Here is a 20067-nt window from a genome sequence, read left to right as displayed (position 1 = left end):
ATAAATCTTCGTAGGGGTCAACGGCCGTCATTTGTGTCAACTTAGTTCCAAATGCCAACAGGCTAAAGCCTGTGGCTATATAAACAAAGTCCGACGAGCGCGGACTTTTATTAACATTAGCCTGCTATGTTACGGCTTTGTACACTTAACCCCACCCTTGGCAGGGTGTGGGTGGGATGGTGGGAAAGCTTGTGTGTCTTGGGATTTCATTTTAAGTTGACACCAATGACAGCCGTTGACCTCTACACCATCTGCATTTATACTCAAATATTTTAAATTCTCATTTTTCTTTACACAATCTTTACATAGAATTCCGTGATTTTACAAAGTTGACATTTACTAATAAATGTGATATCTTCCCCATAAATTTACTTACTTTTGAGAACTCACATAAAAAATTAAGATAGGCTTAATAGTATTAAGCCCCTACAAATTCTCTGATATTATCCATGTATCGTGGGTTTAAGTCGGACATAAATAAACTTAAACATCGCAAGATTGCTTCGGGGGGTGTTAAACCAGTGAGCAGTAAACAGTTATCAAAACTTTTAACTGATAACTGATAACTAAATAACCCCCCTCGCAATGACATCATTTATTTAACTCTATTCATCCCTTAATTATCTACTACATTTAAGAAAATGTCTACTAAATTAGCAATTGAACTACTCACCCAATCTCATAATAATTTAACTTCGTTTTTATCGGGGTTAGGTTTATTAGAAAATCAAACCGCTATTACTCAATTAAAAACTAAGTTTGACGCTGCTTTTAAGACTTTTCTTGATGATTATGATGGTTTAAAGCATAAGGTTGCGGTGACATCTTCTCAAGTAGAAACTGTTGGGGATAAGTTGGCTTTCGCTAAGGAATATCATAAGGTTGAGGAGGAAAGATTACAAGAGTTATTATTACAAAAAACAGCTTTAGTTAAGGAGATTGATAAATTAAAGGAACAAAAAGCATCTCTTGAGAAGTTTTCTGATTCAGAAGAAAATGTTATTACTGATAAAATTGAAGCTATTAAAAAAGATATTATTAAAACAGAAAATGATTTGGCAAATCGTCGTCAGGAGATTAGTAATAAAGAGGTTTTAATTAGCACTTATGAAACACAAATTAATGATTTTAGAGCGCAAGAAACCTATCATAATGGTTTAGCGGCACAATATGATCAAGAAAGTCTTTATTGGGGGGTAGTTAGTAAAGGAAAATCTGGTAAAAAAAATTATGGTTGGCTGACGGATTATAATAAGGTAGCTTTAAGAGATCAAGAATATGCTAAAGCTGCTTCGGCCGATGAAAAGGCTGATGATTTGGCGGTAAAAATTAATACTTTACAAACCCAAATTAATGAGGCTAAACCCAATATTCCTATTGTTGAAAAAGAGTTAATTGCTCATGTTTTACGATTAGAAGTACAAAAAGATATTTTATCTCTAAATGGTTTAGATTTAACGCAAAAGTTAGCAACCATTGACTTACAAATTAAGCAACAGTCGGATGATTTAGGGCTTTTAAATACTACTACTATTACTCAGCAGCAAACTATTGTTAATACAGCTAATACTAAGTTATTGGCGGTGCAAACTGAGTTAAATAAGTTACAAATAGATAAAACTACAGCCGAGAAGTTATTAACAGATTTTGAGACAAAGAATAATTATTTATTGACGGATGATGTTACAGGATTTTTAGATTGGAACGTAACGGAAAATACACCCGAAACAGTGAAGTTACGCCAGCAAATTTTAGGAGTAGAAAGGTTACAAGTTGTTAAAGATAGATTGACTTCTTTGCAGTCTCAAGCATTATCTGAGGAAGCGGTAAAGGTTGCTTTAACAGAGAATAATATTGAGGGTTATGTCAAGTTAGGGGGAACATTAGCGACAGAAATTAAGGGTTTATCTGATATTTGGTTAGAGAATTTACAAGAGTCTCATAATTTGACGGTTAAAGTCTATGATTTGTCTCAAAAACGGACAACAGATATTAATGATTTAGTGACTTATGTTGAAGCAAATTTTTCTGATCCTCAAGGAAATTATGTATTAGATAAAATACAGTTAGAAGAAGCGATCGCACTTCAAGAAGCGCAGGTTAAATATAAGGATGCTTTAAGCAATAGTGTGGATAGTTTGGAAGAAGCGATCGCGGTTTTACAAACACAAGTAGAGCAATATAAAATAGTATCAGTAAAGTTGGATCATATTTCGCAGTTGACGAGTTTAGAAAAGCAGTATGTGGTTTTACAAAATGATTACAGAATATTCGATCAGAAATACCAGAATTTACAGAATGATTATAATTCTAAAATCAGTATTCGGCAACAGAAAGAGCAGCAATTAGCGCAAGCACAGCAAGCTTATAATAATCGGATAAAGTTAGCAACATCTCGTGAGGCTATTGTAAATCCAACAACAGGAAATTACTATTTTTTAACCAATTATATGACTTGGACTGAGGCACAAAATTTTGCTCAGTCTCTAGGGGCTAATTTAGTTACTATCAATGATTCACAGGAAGACGCATGGATTAAGCAAACATTTTCTAGTAATTTACAATATTATTACGTTGGCGGAGATAGTGGAGGATATACTGTATCTCCTTCTTTATGGATTGGATTAACGAGATGGAACTGGGCAAGTGGTGAAACAGTTTCTTATAGTAATTTACAGAACGACTACTATGATCCAGAAAATGATCCTTATTATTTTCCTTGGTTTTATAGAAATTATGGAAGTATTAATAGTTATTCTTGGAAGTTGCAAACAGAAGCTTACTACTATGATGATACGATTTATTCTTTAGGACAGCAAGGAATTGTAGAAATTGATTTTAAAGGAGTTAACCAGCAACTTTCCTCTGCTCAAAAAGAATTACAAATAGCCCAGACTAATGAAAACACTGCTGGACAAATTTTACAAAACTTACAGCCTGAGCGAGCAACGTTAATTGATCATTTTAATCAGATAAGTCCGTTCTTAGTAAATGAATTAGCTAAAGAAATAACCAATAAAACTCAAGATTTAATAGTTCAAATTGATTTAACTAACGATCAACAAGAACAATGGATAGAAACGAATTTACAGAAGTACATTCAACAAAAACAGAGTAATATTTTAGGAAGCAGTCCCAACCAAGATCAATCAATCTCTAACCTCCAAAACCTTCGAGTAGAAACTGCATACTTAACCCTACAAGCTGAACAAGACCCCAATAAATTACAACAATATTTACAAGCTTATCAAGCTAGTGATAAAACAGAAGCCACCCTTAATAATCTCCGTAATCAATATTACCCCGCCCTAAATGATGCAACCACCCTGGCCAACCTCAAACAACAAATTACAACCGAACTCACCAACTCCCAAACCCAACTAGAAACCCTTAAAGGTCAAATCAGCCAAAAACAAGCCGCATCCGTCGCCAGTCTCAGTCAAGCTAAATGGTACGAAGAACAGGCACAAATTAACTGGGAATTAAGCCGTAAACAAGGCCCCACCTGGAACGAATACCGTACATCTAAAGGAAAATCTGGCAAAAGTAAGACCATCACCATCACCCATGTCGATCATAACTGGATTATTTGGGATGCTTACACCAAACAAGCAACCAGCCTCAGACAATATGCCGCCAACCTAGACAAAGAAATCAGCAGCGATAGCTACCAAAAAGACCTAACCGCCTCAATTATCAGCCAATGGCAACAAGCAAACGCCACCGCCGATGATGCCTCCCTAACCCTCGACCAGTTTATCGCCCAACTTGAACAACTAGAAGCACAAAGTAAACTCCTCCCCGAACAACAGGCACAACTGGCCACCTTTCAAACCCTTCTGCCTGTCCTCAAACAACAGCTAGAAACCGCCCAAAAAGCCGCAGAACAAGCCAAAACCAACACCATTAAAGAACAAACTGAATATGACACCAGCAGTCAAGCTTATCAAACTGCCCTCAACGACATCCTAGCCAAGAAAACCGCCCTTGATACCAATACCCAAAACCTCCTGCAACAAATCGCTAATACTCGCGCTTGGATTGAACAGCAAACCCTCTCCCTCGATACCGAAATAACCGAAACTATTGCGCTACAGAACGAATTAAAAACTCAACTAGATGGGATAAAAGCCGACATTCTGAAGAATGCGGCTACACAAACAAAGGCTACCGACGTAGCCTCCATAGCCCACGAAGGTGGGCTTAGTTCCGATAGTCCCAGTCTTCAGACTGCAGAATTATTAACTACACAAACAAAGGCTACCGACGTAGCCTCCATAGCCCACGAAGGTGGGCTTAGTTCCGATAGTCCCAGTCTTCAGACTGCGGAATTATTAAGTACACAAACAAAGGCTACCGACGTAGCCTCAATAGCCCACGAAAGTGGGCTTAGTTCCGATAGTCCCAGTCTTCAGACTGCGGAATTATTAACCAAAATCGCCCAAATTGAACAATCCCTCAACTTATTAACCCATAAAGAAATTATTCTCACTGCCCAAAAAGCAGCCCTCACCCAAAAACTCACCCTCTTAGAAGCCCAAAAAACCGTCATTGAGACAGAACATAAACTCATCCTCGCTACTATTGCCAGTCCCGATAACGACTATAGCAACCTGGAAAATCAACTCTTAGACGCACAAAAAACCCTCGCTGAAGTCCAAAAACTGGCAGAACAGGCTGAAGCTACCAGCATCGCTTTAACAACTTCTATGGAAGACCTGCAAGCCTTCCTAAAAGTCCAAAATGACCAATATTTAGGGGAAATTCAAAGTAAACAGAAAACCCTACAAAATCTGATTACTGCCACTCAACTCAAAGAAAACTATACCCTCAAAGCCACAGAAAAACAGTTAGAACTAAATACCCTCGAAACTCAACTGATCACCCGTCTCGAAGAAGCCAAAAATGCCGGAAGTCAAGAAGCAGCAAAACTCCTAGAAGTTGCTGCCTATAACAACTTTGCCACCGCAGCCGAAATTTACTATAAAGACTATCGGGACTTAATGACCGATAAAGGGGGTGGTTGCGCGGGAGGCATCGCTAAACCTGATGATGCCATCAAAGCTGACTATTATTACACCGAAATGGTCAAATATAAGGCATTGCAAGATCAGGCACAACAACAGGTTAACCAGTTTGCCCTAGTTAAAGATGCTGCCGAAGATCAAATTGATCTGATTAAACAACAACAGGCGATCGCACAAACAGAATTTAACCAAATTCAAAGCAGTTTAAACAATACCCAAGGAAATATTGATGATTTACAGCAAAAGTTAAATATTGCAGAAATTCGCATAGATGCGCTGCAATACCTGAGAAACTGGACAGAACAAACCCTCGTTCAACTGCTGCAAGTTGAACAACTGAACCTGGGACAAGCGCAACTAGAACAACAATTTGCGAAACAGCGTCAATTAGGCATAGATGAGAGTATTACCGCTAAATTTGAGAAACAACGGGCAGATATTAACCGCGATCGCGCCATTGCTACCGCTAAACTTGAACAACTCAACCAATTACAAGCCGAAGATGCCTTACAACAAGCATTAAATGACCTGAGAAAAGACTTAGGATTACAACCCATTGAAGATATTATTAATAAAGCTGAATATCAAGGACAATTAGCGGGTATTCTCAGCGATTTAAACAGCTTACAAGCTAAACCAAACTTACCCGATAATATTAAAACAATTCTGGCTCAAACATCGGCGGATATTTACGACGCATTACAAGGAAAAGAAGCCGCCACCATTCAAGATAACTTGTTAAATAGTGCTAATTCACTAATAGCAGAAGCCAATAAATTACAGGCAGAACTGACCAAATTAGACGCAGAAGAAAGCAAGTTAATAGGGATATTAAACCAGTCTCAAACCGACCTTCAAGGAGCAGCTAAAGCCCTCTATGATGGCATTCAAAAAGGGGAGGTATTAGGGGAGACCAAAGAGCAAGTTAACCAGCAATATTTAGAAGTTTTATATAAGATTGGATATGCTCAGGGTGCAGTTGATTTATCTAGTGAATTAGCCAAACAATCTAAAGATATTCTAACTCAAATTATTGAAGGGAGAATTAAAGAGAGAGAGGCAAGAAAGAAAGCCGCTTTTAACGAAATTTTTGGCACTATTATCACTGTTTTAGCAGTAGCAGGGGCATTATTTACAGGTGGTGCAACGTTAGGACTTTATTCAGCAACATCAACCCTCGCTACTTTAGGAACAAATTTAACCTTAGCGAGTGGTGCTTTAAGTGCGGTTCAATCTGCTTATAATGGAGATTGGGCAGGGGCTATTTTTAGTTTAGCCATGACTGCGGTTAGCTATCAAATTAGCAACATTAATAGTGAAATTGCCCAAGCAAATAAAGCCGTAGAAGTTGCCAAAAATACCAAAGATATTAGTGACATTGTTAAAACAGCACAAATTGCTGAAGCCACTCAAAAATTAGATCTACTTCGTCAAACATTAGAACCTACTCTTAAATCTCTACAAACCTTTCAAGCAGCCGCTCAAGGTGCTTATAATACCTATAAAGCTATTGACTCAGGAAATGGAACATTAGCCTTTTTATCAGCTATTCAAGGGGTTGCGAATGTTGTTGCTATTGACGGGGTAAACATAGGCGAAACCTTAGATAAATCAGTTAATTTTTCTAACTTTGAAAAAGCCTTAATTACAGCCGGACAGGTTTCAGTTGCAACTTATCAAGCAATAGAAGGAATAAAAACAGGCAATTTATTATCTAGTTTTGAATCCATTACTCAAGTTGCTGGAACAATTGGAACTAACTTTGCTACTGAATTAACAGGTAATAAAATAAGTCATGATTGGTTGACGTTAAAAGTAATTGTTACAGCAGGAGAGATTTCAGTAGATGCCTATAAAACAGTTAAAGCAATTGAAGATGAAAAATGGATAGATGCCTTTAAATCTATTGGTAAAGTCGCCAAAGGGATTAAAGAAAACTTTAAAAAACAACCAGAAGAAAATTCTAACAATAATGACAATTCAGGTTCATCTAATCCTCCCACTGAAAATACTGATAATAAAGATACTGGTATTTTTACAACAATAGAAAATACTTTTGAAAAATTAGCTGATAAATTTGAAGAATATAAAAATCAATTAGAAACCTATATTAAAGGTAAACTGGGACTTAGTTTTGATGACTTAGAAAAGATTGGCAAAACGGTCGAAATAGGAAAAGATATTTATGAAGATCCCAGTGTAAAAGGATGGTTAAAAGGTATTCAAGAAACCTTGACTCTTTGGGATAAAGAACTTAACAAAGTTATTGGCGAGGATGCCACTTTAAATGTCAACACACTCAAAAATATTAATAGTACTGTTGGCGTTTTATATGGTGCAAATCAACAAGGTGGTTTAAATGCTTGGTTATCTAGTGTTAAAGATGTTTTTGGAATTTGGCAAGATGATTTAAAAAATTGGGTATATAAGAATTTTTATGATCCCAAAATAGCTGAATTAGCAAAAAACTTGAATATTAATCCTGCGGATATTCAAGTTAATAAAAATGGCGGTATTTACTATATTAGCAATAGTGGATCAAAGATTTTAATTGATGTTAACGAAGGGCAACAAATTAATAATAACCTTGACAATAAATCTTTATTGACAACAATTTATCAGGATCTAGATAAATTTTCTACAAAAGAGCAACAAGATATTATCAAATATCTACAAGCAAAATATCCTTCTGAAAAGGATTGGTTAAAAGACCAATTTAACCTCAATGATTATGAAAAAGTAGCAGGAACTCAAGGGCAAGGTTATCGCTTGACTTCCAACGGTTTAGAACTTTTAAATACGAGTGATTATTATGCAACAGCAGGACAGAATAAATACTATGATAATTCTAATGGGGGAGGGATTAATCATTCAGATGCAATAGCAATGTATCTCGATTATGTCAAAAATGGCTCTGGAACTTTCCAACAATTCTATGAACGCCAATATCTTCAAATTGATCCACTTACAGGAATAACTCAAACAAATCCCCTTTCTTTAGGAAATGGAAGAATTGATACCTTAATCGGAAGTACAGGATCAAATACTTTTAAATTAGGAGATCAACAGAGTATTTTTTACAAAAACAATGATCCAATTAAAGGAATAAATGACTATGCACAGATTAAAAACTTTGATGTCAAAGAAGATAAATTACAACTTTATGGAAAAGCCAGTGATTATGTTTTAGATTCAACCCAAAAAGGATTAGGAATTTATGTTAAAACTTCTGGAGAAAATGAATTAATTGGTATTCTCGAAGGTATTAATAACAATAATTTTGACTTGAATACTAATGCAATTTATGTCGAACCATAACAATAATTTGGGTAGGGGCGCAAGGTTTGCACCCTCAATATTTCTCAAATAAGATAGTATATTAGACTAAAAATTGAGATTAACTTAACCCTGAGAAGTTAACCAAAGGTTCAAATCAGCCTTAGTATTAAAATCTAACAAAGCTTCTCCTAGATTTTCCAATTCTTCAACGGATAATTCCCTGATTTTTTCCCGAAAATTATCAGGTATTTCTTCAATTCTTCGATGAAGTTGTCGAAGAACTAAGTTAGCTTCTCCCTGTTTAATACCCTTTTCAATGCCCTTTTCGAGTCCCTTAGCTTCACTAATGGCCTGAATCTCTTGATAAATAACAGATTCTTTCATGATGTCTTCCCTCAATAATTGTCTAATAATCATTTTATCCAAAACTAAGCCCGCAAGAATCGCCGTAGTAGCAGACACATTACTTTGTTCATTTTGATCACTAATTTCCTCAATTTTCTTTACTACTTATTTTAGTACAGCTTAATTATTTTATGCTAAAAATTGAGAATTAATCCTGAGAAGTTAACCAAAGGTTCAAATCAGACTCAGTATTAAAATCTAACAAAGCTTCTCCCAGATTTTCCAATTGTTCAACGGATAATTCCCTGATTTTTTCCCGAAAATTATCAGGTATTTCTCCAATTCGTCGATGAAGTAGCCGAAGAACTAAGTTAGCTTCTCCCTGTTTAATTCCCTGTTTGATGCCCTTTTCAATACCCTTTTCAATGCCCTTTTCCAGTCCTTTAGCTTCACTAATGGCCTGAATCTCTTGATAAATAACAGATTCTTTCATGATATCTTCCCTCAATAACTGTCTAATAATCATTTTATCCAAAACTAAGCCCGCAAGAATGGCCGTAGTAGCAGACACATTACTTTGTTCATTTTGATCACTAATTACCTCAATCCTTTTTGCTACTTGTTCTAGTACCTTCACCGGGTTATCTGTTTGACTTAAAACAGCAAATGGTAGCAACCCGGATGATGTTAACAACTGTTCTGTAGGAATTTCCCAAAGTCGCATGATATTATATTCATGACGCAATTGGGGCAGATTAAAGCTACTGACCAAAGCCAATTCAGAATCACTTCTTCTCAAATAAATCACCACCTGATATACTTGTTTATTAGGAAAACGACGATGCATTCTCAGACGATAATCAGTCATTCTAAAGGGAATATCGTCTTTAGGGTCCGTCTGAAACTCAATATGTAGTATTAAGTCTTCTGACTGAAGAAAGATTAAGCTATCGGCCCTGATTGGTGCAACTTGTAATTCCGTAGGTTCTAGGACAGTTAATTCTATAGGTTGTCCTAATAACCATTGTGCCAAGTCTCTAGAAAAAGTTTCAGCGATAAATTTACAAATGTTGTCATACATTCTGACTATTTTATCCTAAAAATTGATAATTAATCCTGAGAAGTTAACCAAAGGTTCAAGTCAGACTCAGTATTAAAATCTAACAAAGCTTCTCCCAGATTTTCCAATTGTTCAACGGATAATTCCCTGATTTTTTCCCGAAAATTATCAGGTATTTCTCCAATTCGTCGATGAAGTAGCCGAAGAACTAAGTTAGCTTCTCCCTGTTTAATTCCCTGTTTGATGCCCTTTTCAATACCCTTTTCAATGCCCTTTTCCAGTCCTTTAGCTTCACTAATGGCCTGAATCTCTTGATAAATAACAGATTCTTTCATGATATCTTCCCTCAATAACTGTCTAATAATCATTTTATCCAAAACTAAGCCCGCAAGAATGGCCGTAGTAGCAGACACATTACTTTGTTCATTTTGATCACTAATTACCTCAATCCTTTTTGCTACTTGTTCTAGTACCTTCACCGGGTTATCTGTTTGACTTAAAACAGCAAATGGTAGCAACCCGGATGATGTTAACAACTGTTCTGTAGGAATTTCCCAAAGTCGCATGATATTATATTCATGACGCAATTGGGGCAGATTAAAGCTACTGACCAAAGCCAATTCAGAATCACTTCTTCTCAAATAAATCACCACCTGATATACTTGTTTATTAGGAAAACGACGATGCATTCTCAGACGATAATCAGTCATTCTAAAGGGAATATCGTCTTTAGGGTCCGTCTGAAACTCAATATGTAGTATTAAGTCTTCTGACTGAAGAAAGATTAAGCTATCGGCCCTGATTGGTGCAACTTGTAATTCCGTAGGTTCTAGGACAGTTAATTCTATAGGTTGTCCTAATAACCATTGTGCCAAGTCTCTAGAAAAAGTTTCAGCGATAAATTTACAAATGTTGTCATACATTCTGACTATTTTATCCTAAAAATTGATAATTAATCCTGAGAAGTTAACCAAAGGTTCAAGTCAGACTCAGTATTAAAATCTAACAAAGCTTCTCCCAGATTTTCCAATTGTTCAACGGATAATTCCCTGATTTTTTCCCGAAAATTATCAGGTATTTCTCCAATTCGTCGATGAAGTAGCCGAAGAACTAAGTTAGCTTCTCCCTGTTTAATTCCCTGTTTGATGCCCTTTTCAATACCCTTTTCAATGCCCTTTTCCAGTCCTTTAGCTTCACTAATGGCCTGAATCTCTTGATAAATAACAGATTCTTTCATGATATCTTCCCTCAATAACTGTCTAATAATCATTTTATCCAAAACTAAGCCCGCAAGAATGGCCGTAGTAGCAGACACATTACTTTGTTCATTTTGATCACTAATTACCTCAATCCTTTTTGCTACTTGTTCTAGTACCTTCACCGGGTTATCTGTTTGACTTAAAACAGCAAATGGTAGCAACCCGGATGATGTTAACAACTGTTCTGTAGGAATTTCCCAAAGTCGCATGATATTATATTCATGACGCAATTGGGGCAGATTAAAGCTACTGACCAAAGCCAATTCAGAATCACTTCTTCTCAAATAAATCACCACCTGATATACTTGTTTATTAGGAAAACGACGATGCATTCTCAGACGATAATCAGTCATTCTAAAGGGAATATCATCTTTAGGGTCCGTCTGAAACTCAATATGTAGTATTAAGTCTTCTGACTGAAGAAAGATTAAGCTATCGGCCCTGATTGGTGCAACCTGTAATTCCGTAGGTTCTAGGACAGTTAATTCTATAGGTTGTCCTAATAACCATTGTGCCAAGTCTCTAGAAAAAGTTTCAGCGATAAATTTACAAATGTTGTCATACATTCTGACTATTTTATCCTAAAAATTGATAATTAATCCTGAGAAGTTAACCAAAGGTTCAAGTCAGACTCAGTATTAAAATCTAACAAAGCTTCTCCCAGATTTTCTAATTGTTCAACGGATAATTCCCTGATTTTTTCCTTAAAATTATCAGGTATTTCTCCAATTCGTCGATGAAGTAGCCGAAGAACTAAGTTAGCTTCTCCCTGTTTAATTCCCTGTTTGATGCCCTTTTCAATACCCTTTTCGAGTCCTTTAGCTTCACTAATGGCCTGAATCTCTTGATAAATAACAGATTCTTTCATGATATCTTCCCTCAATAATTGTCTAATAATCATTTTATCCAAAACTAAGCCCGCAAGAATCGCCGTAGTAGCAGACACATTACTTTGTTCATTTTGATCACTAATTACCTCAATTTTCTTTGCTACTTGTTCTAGTACCTTCACCGGGTTATCTGTTTGACTTAAAACAGCAAATGGTAGTAACCCTGATGATGTTAACAACTGTTCTGTGGGAATTTCCCAAAGTCGCATGATATTATATTCATGACGCAATTGGGGCAGATTAAAGCTACTGACCAAAGCCAATTCAGAATCACTTCTTCTCAAATAAATCACCACCTGATATACTTGTTTATTAGGAAAACGACGATGCATTCTCAGACGATAATCAGTCATTCTAAAGGGAATATCATCTTTAGGGTCCGTCTGAAACTCAATATGTAGTATTAAGTCTTCTGACTGAAGAAAGATTAAGCTATCGGCCCTGATTGGTGCAACCTGTAATTCCGTAGGTTCTAGGACAGTTAATTCTATAGGTTGTCCTAATAACCATTGTGCCAAGTCTCTAGAAAAAGTTTCAGCGATAAATTTACAAATGTTGTCATACATTCTGGCTATTTTATGCTAAAAATTGAGAATTAATCTTGAGAAGTTAACCAAAGGTTTAAATCAGACTCAGTAAGTAGGAGTAAGGTGGGCATTGCCCACCCTACAATATTTATAACGAAGCTTATTGATTGAGTAAATCAGCTATTACCTGTTGTTGGTTATTATGTTCGTGAGGGGGACTTTGACGAGAATCAGTAATTAACCAATCAAGGGCGGCCGCTTGTACGTCAATGGTAGCACCCGTTTTATCTACACAGTAGCGTCCAAAGACTAATTTATCCACTAGACGCACTCCAGGTCCCAAACGAGAATATTCAAAAATAACACTGTTCTCCACAGTAGCACCCTTACAAATCCAACAATTAGGGCCAATCATACTTGGGCCAATTATAGTGGCTCCGTCTTCAATATGAGTCATGCCACCAATATAAACTGGTCCAGTGATATTTACTTTATCCCAATTAACCGACACATTTAACCCTGTGTAAATGCCTGGTTTGACTTCAATACCGGGAATTTCAACATTTTTAATCTCTCGTTGTAATACCCCTCGAATAGCGTGCCAATAATCTGGGACTTTTCCAATATCTACCCATTCAAAGTCCATATTAACCGCATAAAAGGGGGCCCCTTTTTCGACTAATTGGGGGAATAACTCTCCTCCAATATCATATTGTTGATTCGGTGGAATATAATCAATAATTTCGGGTTCAAAGATATAAATTCCAGTATTAATATTGGTACTTAAGGCTTCTTCAATGGAAGGTTTTTCCTGAAATATTTTGATCCTTCCCTCATCATCTGTGACCACCACCCCATAACTAGACACTACGTCTTTAGGTACTGATTTAGTAATGATAGTAGCGATCGCGCCTTTTTCTTTGTGCCATTTAACCGCCTTAGTTAAATCTAAATCAATTAAAGCATCCCCGCACAACACAACAAAGGTATCATCAAAAAAGGGATTAAAATCTTGAATTCGTCGCAGTCCTCCTGCTGACCCCAAAGCTTCCCCGACTAAGTCTCCATCGACAATACGCCCTTCAAAAGAATAGGCAATTTGCACACCAAACCGTTGTCCATCACGGAAATAACTTTCAATTTCTTCAGCTAAGTGACTGACATTTACCATGATCTGATCAAAACCATGTTGTCGCAAGAGTTCTAAGAGAAACTCCATCACAGGTTTTTGGAGAATGGGGATCAGGGGTTTAGGAATTGTATGGGTAATAGGACGCACACGAGTTCCCTTCCCAGCGGCCAGAATCATGGCTTTCATGAATATTCTTTCCTCTATTTCTGCCACAAGTGTTTATGTTGACAATGGCTAGTTTAGCATCTAGACTAGCTTAATCTTGACGGTAATCTCATTAAGGAGACTCCAGGAATTGAATTGTAAGGTCTTGATAAAATTCTTCTTGAGATAATTCTACCTTTGATTGAGATGATAAAAGTAATAAGGCCCAGAAGACTCCGACGCGATCATGCTTAACTTGTGAGGGTTCGGGAGATTTAGCTTGATGCCACTGAATTAGTAATTCTTCTAATTCTAGTTGCTTTTGACTTTGGGGATATTGTGATAAATATTTCTCAAAAAATCTTTCTAATTGTTCGGCCATTTCTGTTAAATTTTCTTGATGGGCTAGTTGGGTAACGATTTCAATAGCTTCTCGATGAGATTGAGGGCGTGAGGATGAGCTTCGGCGACGAGAAGGGGTAACTTTCTCTAATTCTTCGGCAATTTCTTCAATATGGGCAATCAGTTCTTGTAAGGTAACTCGCCGTTGACGGGGGGGAGAAGCTGCACTACGACGACGTAGACGTTCTTCTAATTTTAAGCGACCTGAACCTATACCAAGTTCCTCTGTGATATCTTCTGGGTCTAATATTTCCAGGGTTTCGTCAGAGGTTTGGGTTTCTTCTAGGGTGTCAGCTTTGAAACGGACTAACATGGAGGCCCATAAAAAAGCTTGTCCTGATTTGGGTAAGTTTGTTTGTTGATAGGCCAAATCTCTATCTTGTTTTACCCCTAATTCATCTAAAAAACGGTCAATTACGTCGATAACTTGCACATCCCAAGGATCAATTTCTCCTTGTTGGGCTAATTCGATTAAGATGGCGATCGCGTCACTGGCTGAGACGGTGTTTGTCTGAGTCATAGCTCTATTTTAATACATTCTATTGCGAAACAGATCGTAGAGTGGGTTAGATGCGGCAATTATTTTGATGAAAAACTAATGAATTTTAAGGCGCGTCGTAACCCACAATTTTAAATATTTTAGCTTAATTTTATCTAATATTTATAACTGATAATCACTGTAAAAGTATCAACAATATGAAGGAATACAAAATCCGATACTATGCCCCCACTTCTTCAATTGAATATCCATTTGTCATACCTTAATCTTGCTAATTATATATTGTATAATATTTTTTTGTCTTTATAAGTGGTCGGACATAATTAAACGAATACAACATGTAGGCTGATGCACTCCCACAATAATTTCTACATCAGCGTTTTAGCCTTTTGATGGGCAGTGCATCAGCCTACACTTATTTATGTCCGACTACTTAGCTATATTTAAGTTTTTTTTACAACGTGGTTATTTTGCTAAAAATTTGGGCAATCTTATAAGTATAGACCTTTAGAGTATACAGTGATGCCCTCATCTATCAAGGAAGCTGAATTTATTGCTGATTTTGTCCATTTTGAGCAGCACGTGGCTAAGTTATTTACTCACAATAATTGGCAAGTAGAAACCGCTAAAACCAATCAGCCGGGATATGATTTAACGATCAAAAAAAATCAATCATTAGGAGTAGTTCAAGTTAAATGGCTTAAGAGTAATGTAACGGCTCCTCAACTCTTAAAGTTTGTAGATTTTTTGGCATCTCCAGAAGCTAAACCTTTCAATTGTGCTTATTTTATTACTACTAAAGGGTTTAGTGGGCCTGCTTGTGCTGTTATTAGATCCTGGGGAGAAAATGTTAGGATTTATTGTGGAGTGGCACAAGAGAATGGTATTGAATGGATACCTTCCGGGGTGGGTGGGGGTGGTGGTGGTAGTAGCGTAACGCCTCCAACCGATAAAATTTATTTTGGTGTTTTTACCTGTAAAGGAGGAGTAGGAAAAACAACCGTCGCGGCTCATTTAGCAGGAGCTTTAGCCCTTCAAGGATTTGATATTGCTTTATTAGATTTAGATCCTGAGCAAAATTTACATAAGTTACTATGGGATGGGGTTTATGTTCCTAATCCTGGAGGAGTTGGTAACACAATTGAGGTGTTTAATAAAGATACTTGGGATGAAAATTCAGTCCAAAATTGTCAAATTGTTATCTGTGATTGTTCCCCTGCTTTAGAAAGAAATGATCGAGAATTAATTAAAAGATTAAACTATTGTATTATTCCCACCACTTTAAATCCTTTGGGAATGAATAAACATGGAAAAGTTATTCAAAGTACCGTCCAAGAAATTCGGAGTATTAATCAAACAGCTAATTTATTTATTTTAGTCAATAACTTTAGAGATCCTGGAGTTAAACGATTTAAAATACTCAAACAAAACTTTTTAGATGTTTATCAAGATATTAGTCAAACTGATAAAAAATTTGACTGTATTGATCCTGAAGAAGTTTGTATTCGCTTTAGTGATCTTCTCTATTATTGGGGAATACACTTGTTAGAAGATCCTCAAAACCCCCGTAGTGAATTAGCGTTTAAATTAGTAGGAGGAATCCCCAGATGGAATTTAGGGAACAATTAATAGGCGATCGCACAGTTAGAGGCTTGAAAGTTAGGGAACAGTTAAGGGGCGATCGCCCTTTTAGGGAACACCTCAGAAATAAGCAACAATTAAAGGAATTGTCCTTAATCCGGCCCGTTGATAGGTAGTCATTAACCGTTGAAATTGCTGCCAATTGGCACTATCTACAATTCCCAAACAGCCAGCCGTACCTGGAACATTAGCATCAAAATGAATACCAAAGTCACCTCTAGTATTGCCATCAACTTTAACCAAGTGTGGGTTAATTTTGTAGAAGTTCCCCTCAATCCCTTTGATGCTTAGATAAAGCGGTTTAGTGTTGACGCTATAATGTTTTAAGTCAACCCTAACTACCGAGGGAATGGGGCCAGCAGAAGATTGACCCTCATTCCCCCCAACACCGCTAACAGCTTTAAACTCAGCGTCAATTAACCCGTTTTTGGTATCAAGACTTATCAATTTTCCCTTACCTTTATTGTTTTTGTCAGCAATAAAAACCAAGATTTTAGGATATTTAGAATAAGGCTTATATATTGCATGATCTTTAATTAAATACCTGATAGATGGTTGGGTTTTGCTTTGAGGTAAAGGAATAAGGAAAAATAGAACAGTTAAAGCCAAAAAACTAAGGTGCAATCGGTAAGGAATCAAGGGATGGGGAAATAGGGTTCGATGTTTTTTGTTCATGATTAGAAAGGACAGTAAAGCCTATAAATCCAAAGAGAAGGAAACAAAACATAGACCCTAACAATAAACCTAGATTGCCATTAGACTGATTAGATTGAGGTTTTAGAGATAAGTTAAAATCAGCAATATGACTTTCTGCTTTTAACTTTCTCCCATAGTGTTCTACATCATCAATAATACGCTCTGCTTTCCATTTTTTTTGAGGTTCCATCATAATAATCTCCGAATTAATAGGTCTAATTTCTCATCTTGTGAACTGGAGACAGGGCCCGTATATTCGTAAACTTCAATTAAGAAGTTATCGTACCAAAATGGAACTTCGATCCCTATCTTGTAATTAGTAGCCATTTGGGGAAAAGTCATAATAGTTGTCTCTCCTATCCAGGACTTTTTACCTTCAACTCTGTTATATTCTCCTTGACCATCGAGAGTGATTAAATCTTCAATCAGATAATAAGTCATGGCCCAATATCTGTAAAAGGAGTAAACAGGATAACCAGAACAACGAACCGCTATATTATGGTTTTGTAAAGTTAAAGGTAATGTCACAAACCCGATAGGATCTGTTTGACCTTCTTTTCCAGGAATGGGCCTTGAGGAGTAAGAAAAACTCCCCAAAGATTCCCAATTTTCTCCACTATCAAAACGAAAAGTTAACGTCATAATTACCTGATCGTTTTAATCACAAATGCCTAAGAATTGAAGATTTTGAGCCACATAATCGAGGTAAGCGTTAGGGTCTTGACCTTGATCATTGAGACAATCCAAAACGCAGTCAAACTCGTCTCCGGTATAAAGGGCATAATCTAATAACTCAGTCGCTTGATGCAAATTTTCTAGTTCTTGATCTAGATTGCAATCTTCATCAATCGGAGGTGTCCATATTAAGAAAGGAGTCTCTCTGTTCATCGCTAGATTTTCTCCTTAATGCGACTTACACGGGTTCCGGCGGGGATTTTTCCTGCTGTTTTAAAGTTATTAACAATGGCGTTGTAGGCGGTCAGTTCTTCGTCTGTGCCATTTAATCGGCCAAAGGGAATACTACCTGAAGTACCGCCATAACTGAGGTAAGGTAATTTTGTGCGATCTGAAGTCTTTCTTACACCTTTAGAAGTTAAGCCAGTGGTGATTACGACCTTAGCAGGACGAGCGCGGCCACCTATTAAAATGATATCGTCGGCAGCAGGAAATGCACCTTCTCCTAACTTGGTACGTCCTGCAAGTTTTTCTTTATTCGTATTCCAGGTAGATTCTGTCCCTTTAACCTTGTGAAATACCTTTGCATTAAAATCTTGTCCAAACAAATGTACATATAATTCAACTTGAGGGGGTTTGGGAGTTCCAGAGCCCTACCTTGTCGGGGCGTTCATCATATTTGTCGTAGTAAGCGATCAAATTCTTGAAAGCGATCTGATTTTTGGCCCCCGCGTGCTAAATTTCGTAACGTACTCATAAAGTCCTCTGTGTGTGGTGTTTCACCCAGATTACAGCAAACTTTTAAGCAAATTTTCCCCTGGAAACCCTAGGATTTCTCCCTGCTTTGAAATTTATTCGCAACCTCAAGCGGTTTGATAAGCGTCGGGAAATTGATAGGTTTAAATCCACTAAAGGTATGGGACGTTTAAGCCCATGTATAGTACAAATAGCTCCAGTAAAATAAACATCAGTAATGGGGACGGCTTCGAGGTTTTTTCTTACTTTTGGCCTAAAATTATTTGAGTACCAGGAATAGTGGGAAAAGCGGCGGTTTCATTAGGAGCAACATTTTTTCTGAGTAAGTCCAATCGGGTTTATGATTTTGAATATCTAAAACTTGCTCTATTAAGTTTTTCGCATCAAGTTCAGCTCTGGCATACACTTTCAATTCATAGCCTTTTTCCTTATCTCTGTAAGAATAAATCTCCTTACCTTTACGCCATTTATAACGCGGTTTAGCAAAAAAGACTTTTGATTTTAGTGGCCATTAATTTTAACTCTAATTCTGTAATTGTTTGAGAAGTTTCTTGAATTAATCTAAAACTAATTTGTCCTGTACAAGGGTTCATATTCAGGCTCAACGTCATGAGCATTCTCAACAAATAATAAGGTAATTTGTGGCTTGTATTTAAAAGATTGATTGTAGTCTTCAATGGGAATGCCATAAATAGGAGTTGTAAAAGCTTGACCTCGACGAATATCATAATTAAAGAAAATCCACTTACAAATGCATTGTAAAGCCGAATCTTTATCATCAATTAATGAAGCTAAATATAAACTTTGTCGAGGTATTTTTTAGGTCAAGATCTAAAGTATCAGGGTCAAGGTCACGAAACCATTGACGAACTTCTTTATTGTGGGTTTTCTTCCAAATATCTTGAAAGTGTTCCCAGGAATTAAAATCAGTTGGTAGTGACATCTTTTTCAGGTGCTTCTAATAAGTTTTCTCTAGCAATATTGGGGCCTAAACTATCAGTCCTAGCTTTATTTTCTTTCTCTAATTTTGTTTTCTCCTTATCTTTTAAATTATCTTGAATTGTTTTAAACTCAGTCTGGATTTGTTTAATATTGTCCTTAGTTTCGATTATTTCCTCGGTCACGCTTGTGAGGTCATTAACAATACTATCAGCTTGAGAAATACCATCAGTAATTTTTTGAATGGCTGCAAATTTACCTGATTTAATAGATAAGGTTTCATCCATCCATTGATAGGCATTTTCTATAATTACTCCACCACGTTTAAGCGCATTTCCTATTTTTCCCGTGTAGTTACCAACCGTTTCTAACCCTTCAGCTATACCAGCCATAGAGTTCGTAGTTAACTGATAAACATTAACGGCAGATGTATAAATAGCTGATAGTTTCTTCCAGTTATAAGAAAGTCCAGAATATAATTCAGTACCTAAAATTCCTTCAAGAAAACTAACAGAACTCCCAATAGTTGCCGTTAAATTAATAGGGTTATCATCTTCGTCTTTCAATCCGAAAGCTTGACCGGCTGAATCAATCAAATAACTAATGGAATCAAGTAATGAACGACTTAACATTCCTGCGTTGTGAAGAACTAGCATAAATTGAAGTACGCTAAGAACTCGATCTAATCTAATCGAACGACTAAACCGACCTAACCAACCGGATAAGCCACCTTGTACTTGAGGGCCTAATCTGTTAAGAACTTCCAACAATAAAGCATCTTGAGCCGCATTATTTA

Annotated in this window: 16 protein-coding genes and 1 pseudogene; 2 read left to right on the top strand and 15 right to left on the bottom strand. The window is 36.7% G+C overall.

Going from position 1 to position 20067, the window contains the following annotated elements:
• The first annotated feature begins 641 nt into the window (after nt 1–641).
• Entirely contained in the window at nt 642–8345 is a 7704-nt protein-coding gene (locus AsFPU1_RS05740) for a hypothetical protein (RefSeq protein WP_125061063.1), read from the top strand.
• A gap of 84 nt (nt 8346–8429) precedes the next feature.
• On the opposite strand, the gene AsFPU1_RS05735 is transcribed toward AsFPU1_RS05740, so the two are convergent.
• The 7 genes from AsFPU1_RS05735 to AsFPU1_RS05705 all read right to left on the bottom strand — a co-directional run bounded on the left by AsFPU1_RS05735 (nt 8430) and on the right by AsFPU1_RS05705 (nt 14585).
• Nucleotides 8430–8690, bottom strand: coding sequence for a DUF4351 domain-containing protein (locus tag AsFPU1_RS05735; protein ID WP_227875710.1), 261 nt, complete (start codon nt 8688–8690; stop codon nt 8430–8432).
• A 169-nt stretch (nt 8691–8859) separates the two neighbouring features.
• Complete coding sequence (locus tag AsFPU1_RS05730) at nt 8860–9732, bottom strand: Rpn family recombination-promoting nuclease/putative transposase (protein ID WP_124976890.1); 873 nt, start codon at nt 9730–9732, stop codon at nt 8860–8862.
• A 29-nt stretch (nt 9733–9761) separates the two neighbouring features.
• On the bottom strand, nt 9762–10634 hold the full coding sequence (locus AsFPU1_RS05725) for an Rpn family recombination-promoting nuclease/putative transposase (protein WP_124976890.1): 873 nt from the start codon (nt 10632–10634) through the stop codon (nt 9762–9764).
• A 29-nt stretch (nt 10635–10663) separates the two neighbouring features.
• Nucleotides 10664–11536, bottom strand: a complete 873-nt coding sequence (locus AsFPU1_RS05720) for an Rpn family recombination-promoting nuclease/putative transposase (protein ID WP_124976890.1) — start codon at nt 11534–11536, stop codon at nt 10664–10666.
• 29 nt (nt 11537–11565) lie between these two features.
• Complete coding sequence (locus tag AsFPU1_RS05715) at nt 11566–12426, bottom strand: Rpn family recombination-promoting nuclease/putative transposase (protein ID WP_124976892.1); 861 nt, start codon at nt 12424–12426, stop codon at nt 11566–11568.
• A gap of 121 nt (nt 12427–12547) precedes the next feature.
• Nucleotides 12548–13705, bottom strand: coding sequence for a nucleotidyltransferase family protein (locus tag AsFPU1_RS05710; protein WP_124976894.1), 1158 nt, complete (start codon nt 13703–13705; stop codon nt 12548–12550).
• A gap of 91 nt (nt 13706–13796) precedes the next feature.
• On the bottom strand, nt 13797–14585 hold the full coding sequence (locus AsFPU1_RS05705; RefSeq protein WP_125061061.1) for a segregation/condensation protein A: 789 nt from the start codon (nt 14583–14585) through the stop codon (nt 13797–13799).
• 501 nt (nt 14586–15086) lie between these two features.
• On the opposite strand from AsFPU1_RS05705, the gene AsFPU1_RS05700 reads away from it, so the two are divergent.
• Entirely contained in the window at nt 15087–16193 is a 1107-nt protein-coding gene (locus AsFPU1_RS05700; RefSeq protein WP_124976896.1) for a nucleotide-binding protein, read from the top strand.
• Between the two features lie 72 nt (nt 16194–16265).
• Here the strand turns inward: AsFPU1_RS05700 and AsFPU1_RS22975 are convergent, their stop codons facing one another.
• The 8 genes and pseudogenes from AsFPU1_RS22975 to AsFPU1_RS22500 form a co-directional block, all read right to left on the bottom strand.
• On the bottom strand, nt 16266–16652 hold the full coding sequence (locus tag AsFPU1_RS22975) for a hypothetical protein (protein ID WP_227875708.1): 387 nt from the start codon (nt 16650–16652) through the stop codon (nt 16266–16268).
• A gap of 166 nt (nt 16653–16818) precedes the next feature.
• Nucleotides 16819–17094 carry a hypothetical protein gene (locus tag AsFPU1_RS05690; RefSeq protein ID WP_124976898.1) on the bottom strand — a complete coding sequence of 92 codons (276 nt, stop codon included), beginning with the start codon at nt 17092–17094 and terminating at the stop codon, nt 16819–16821.
• Nucleotides 17091–17543, bottom strand: a complete 453-nt coding sequence (locus AsFPU1_RS05685) for a hypothetical protein (protein ID WP_124976900.1) — start codon at nt 17541–17543, stop codon at nt 17091–17093. The genes AsFPU1_RS05690 and AsFPU1_RS05685 overlap by 4 nt, the downstream gene beginning before the upstream one ends.
• A 15-nt stretch (nt 17544–17558) precedes the next feature.
• A complete protein-coding gene (locus AsFPU1_RS05680) occupies nt 17559–17789 on the bottom strand; it encodes a hypothetical protein (protein WP_124976902.1) in 231 nt (76 codons plus the stop codon).
• Between the two features lie 2 nt (nt 17790–17791).
• Nucleotides 17792–18184: a hypothetical protein gene (locus tag AsFPU1_RS05675; protein ID WP_125061060.1), complete on the bottom strand. Its 393-nt coding sequence runs from the start codon at nt 18182–18184 to the stop codon at nt 17792–17794.
• Nucleotides 18185–18811: 627 nt separating this feature from the next.
• On the bottom strand, nt 18812–18943 hold the full coding sequence (locus tag AsFPU1_RS23295) for a hypothetical protein (protein WP_265415797.1): 132 nt from the start codon (nt 18941–18943) through the stop codon (nt 18812–18814).
• 167 nt (nt 18944–19110) lie between these two features.
• Complete coding sequence (locus AsFPU1_RS22505; protein ID WP_174715375.1) at nt 19111–19275, bottom strand: hypothetical protein; 165 nt, start codon at nt 19273–19275, stop codon at nt 19111–19113.
• Nucleotides 19259–20067: pseudogene (locus AsFPU1_RS22500) on the bottom strand (hypothetical protein); the annotation flags it as partial. The pseudogene AsFPU1_RS22500 and the gene AsFPU1_RS22505, both read right to left, overlap by 17 nt.

The sequence above is a fragment of the Aphanothece sacrum FPU1 genome, from assembly GCF_003864295.1.
In the GTDB taxonomy this organism is placed as follows: Bacteria; Cyanobacteriota; Cyanobacteriia; order Cyanobacteriales; family Microcystaceae; genus Aphanothece_B; species Aphanothece_B sacrum.
This window is presented reverse-complemented; position numbering and strand designations above follow the sequence as displayed.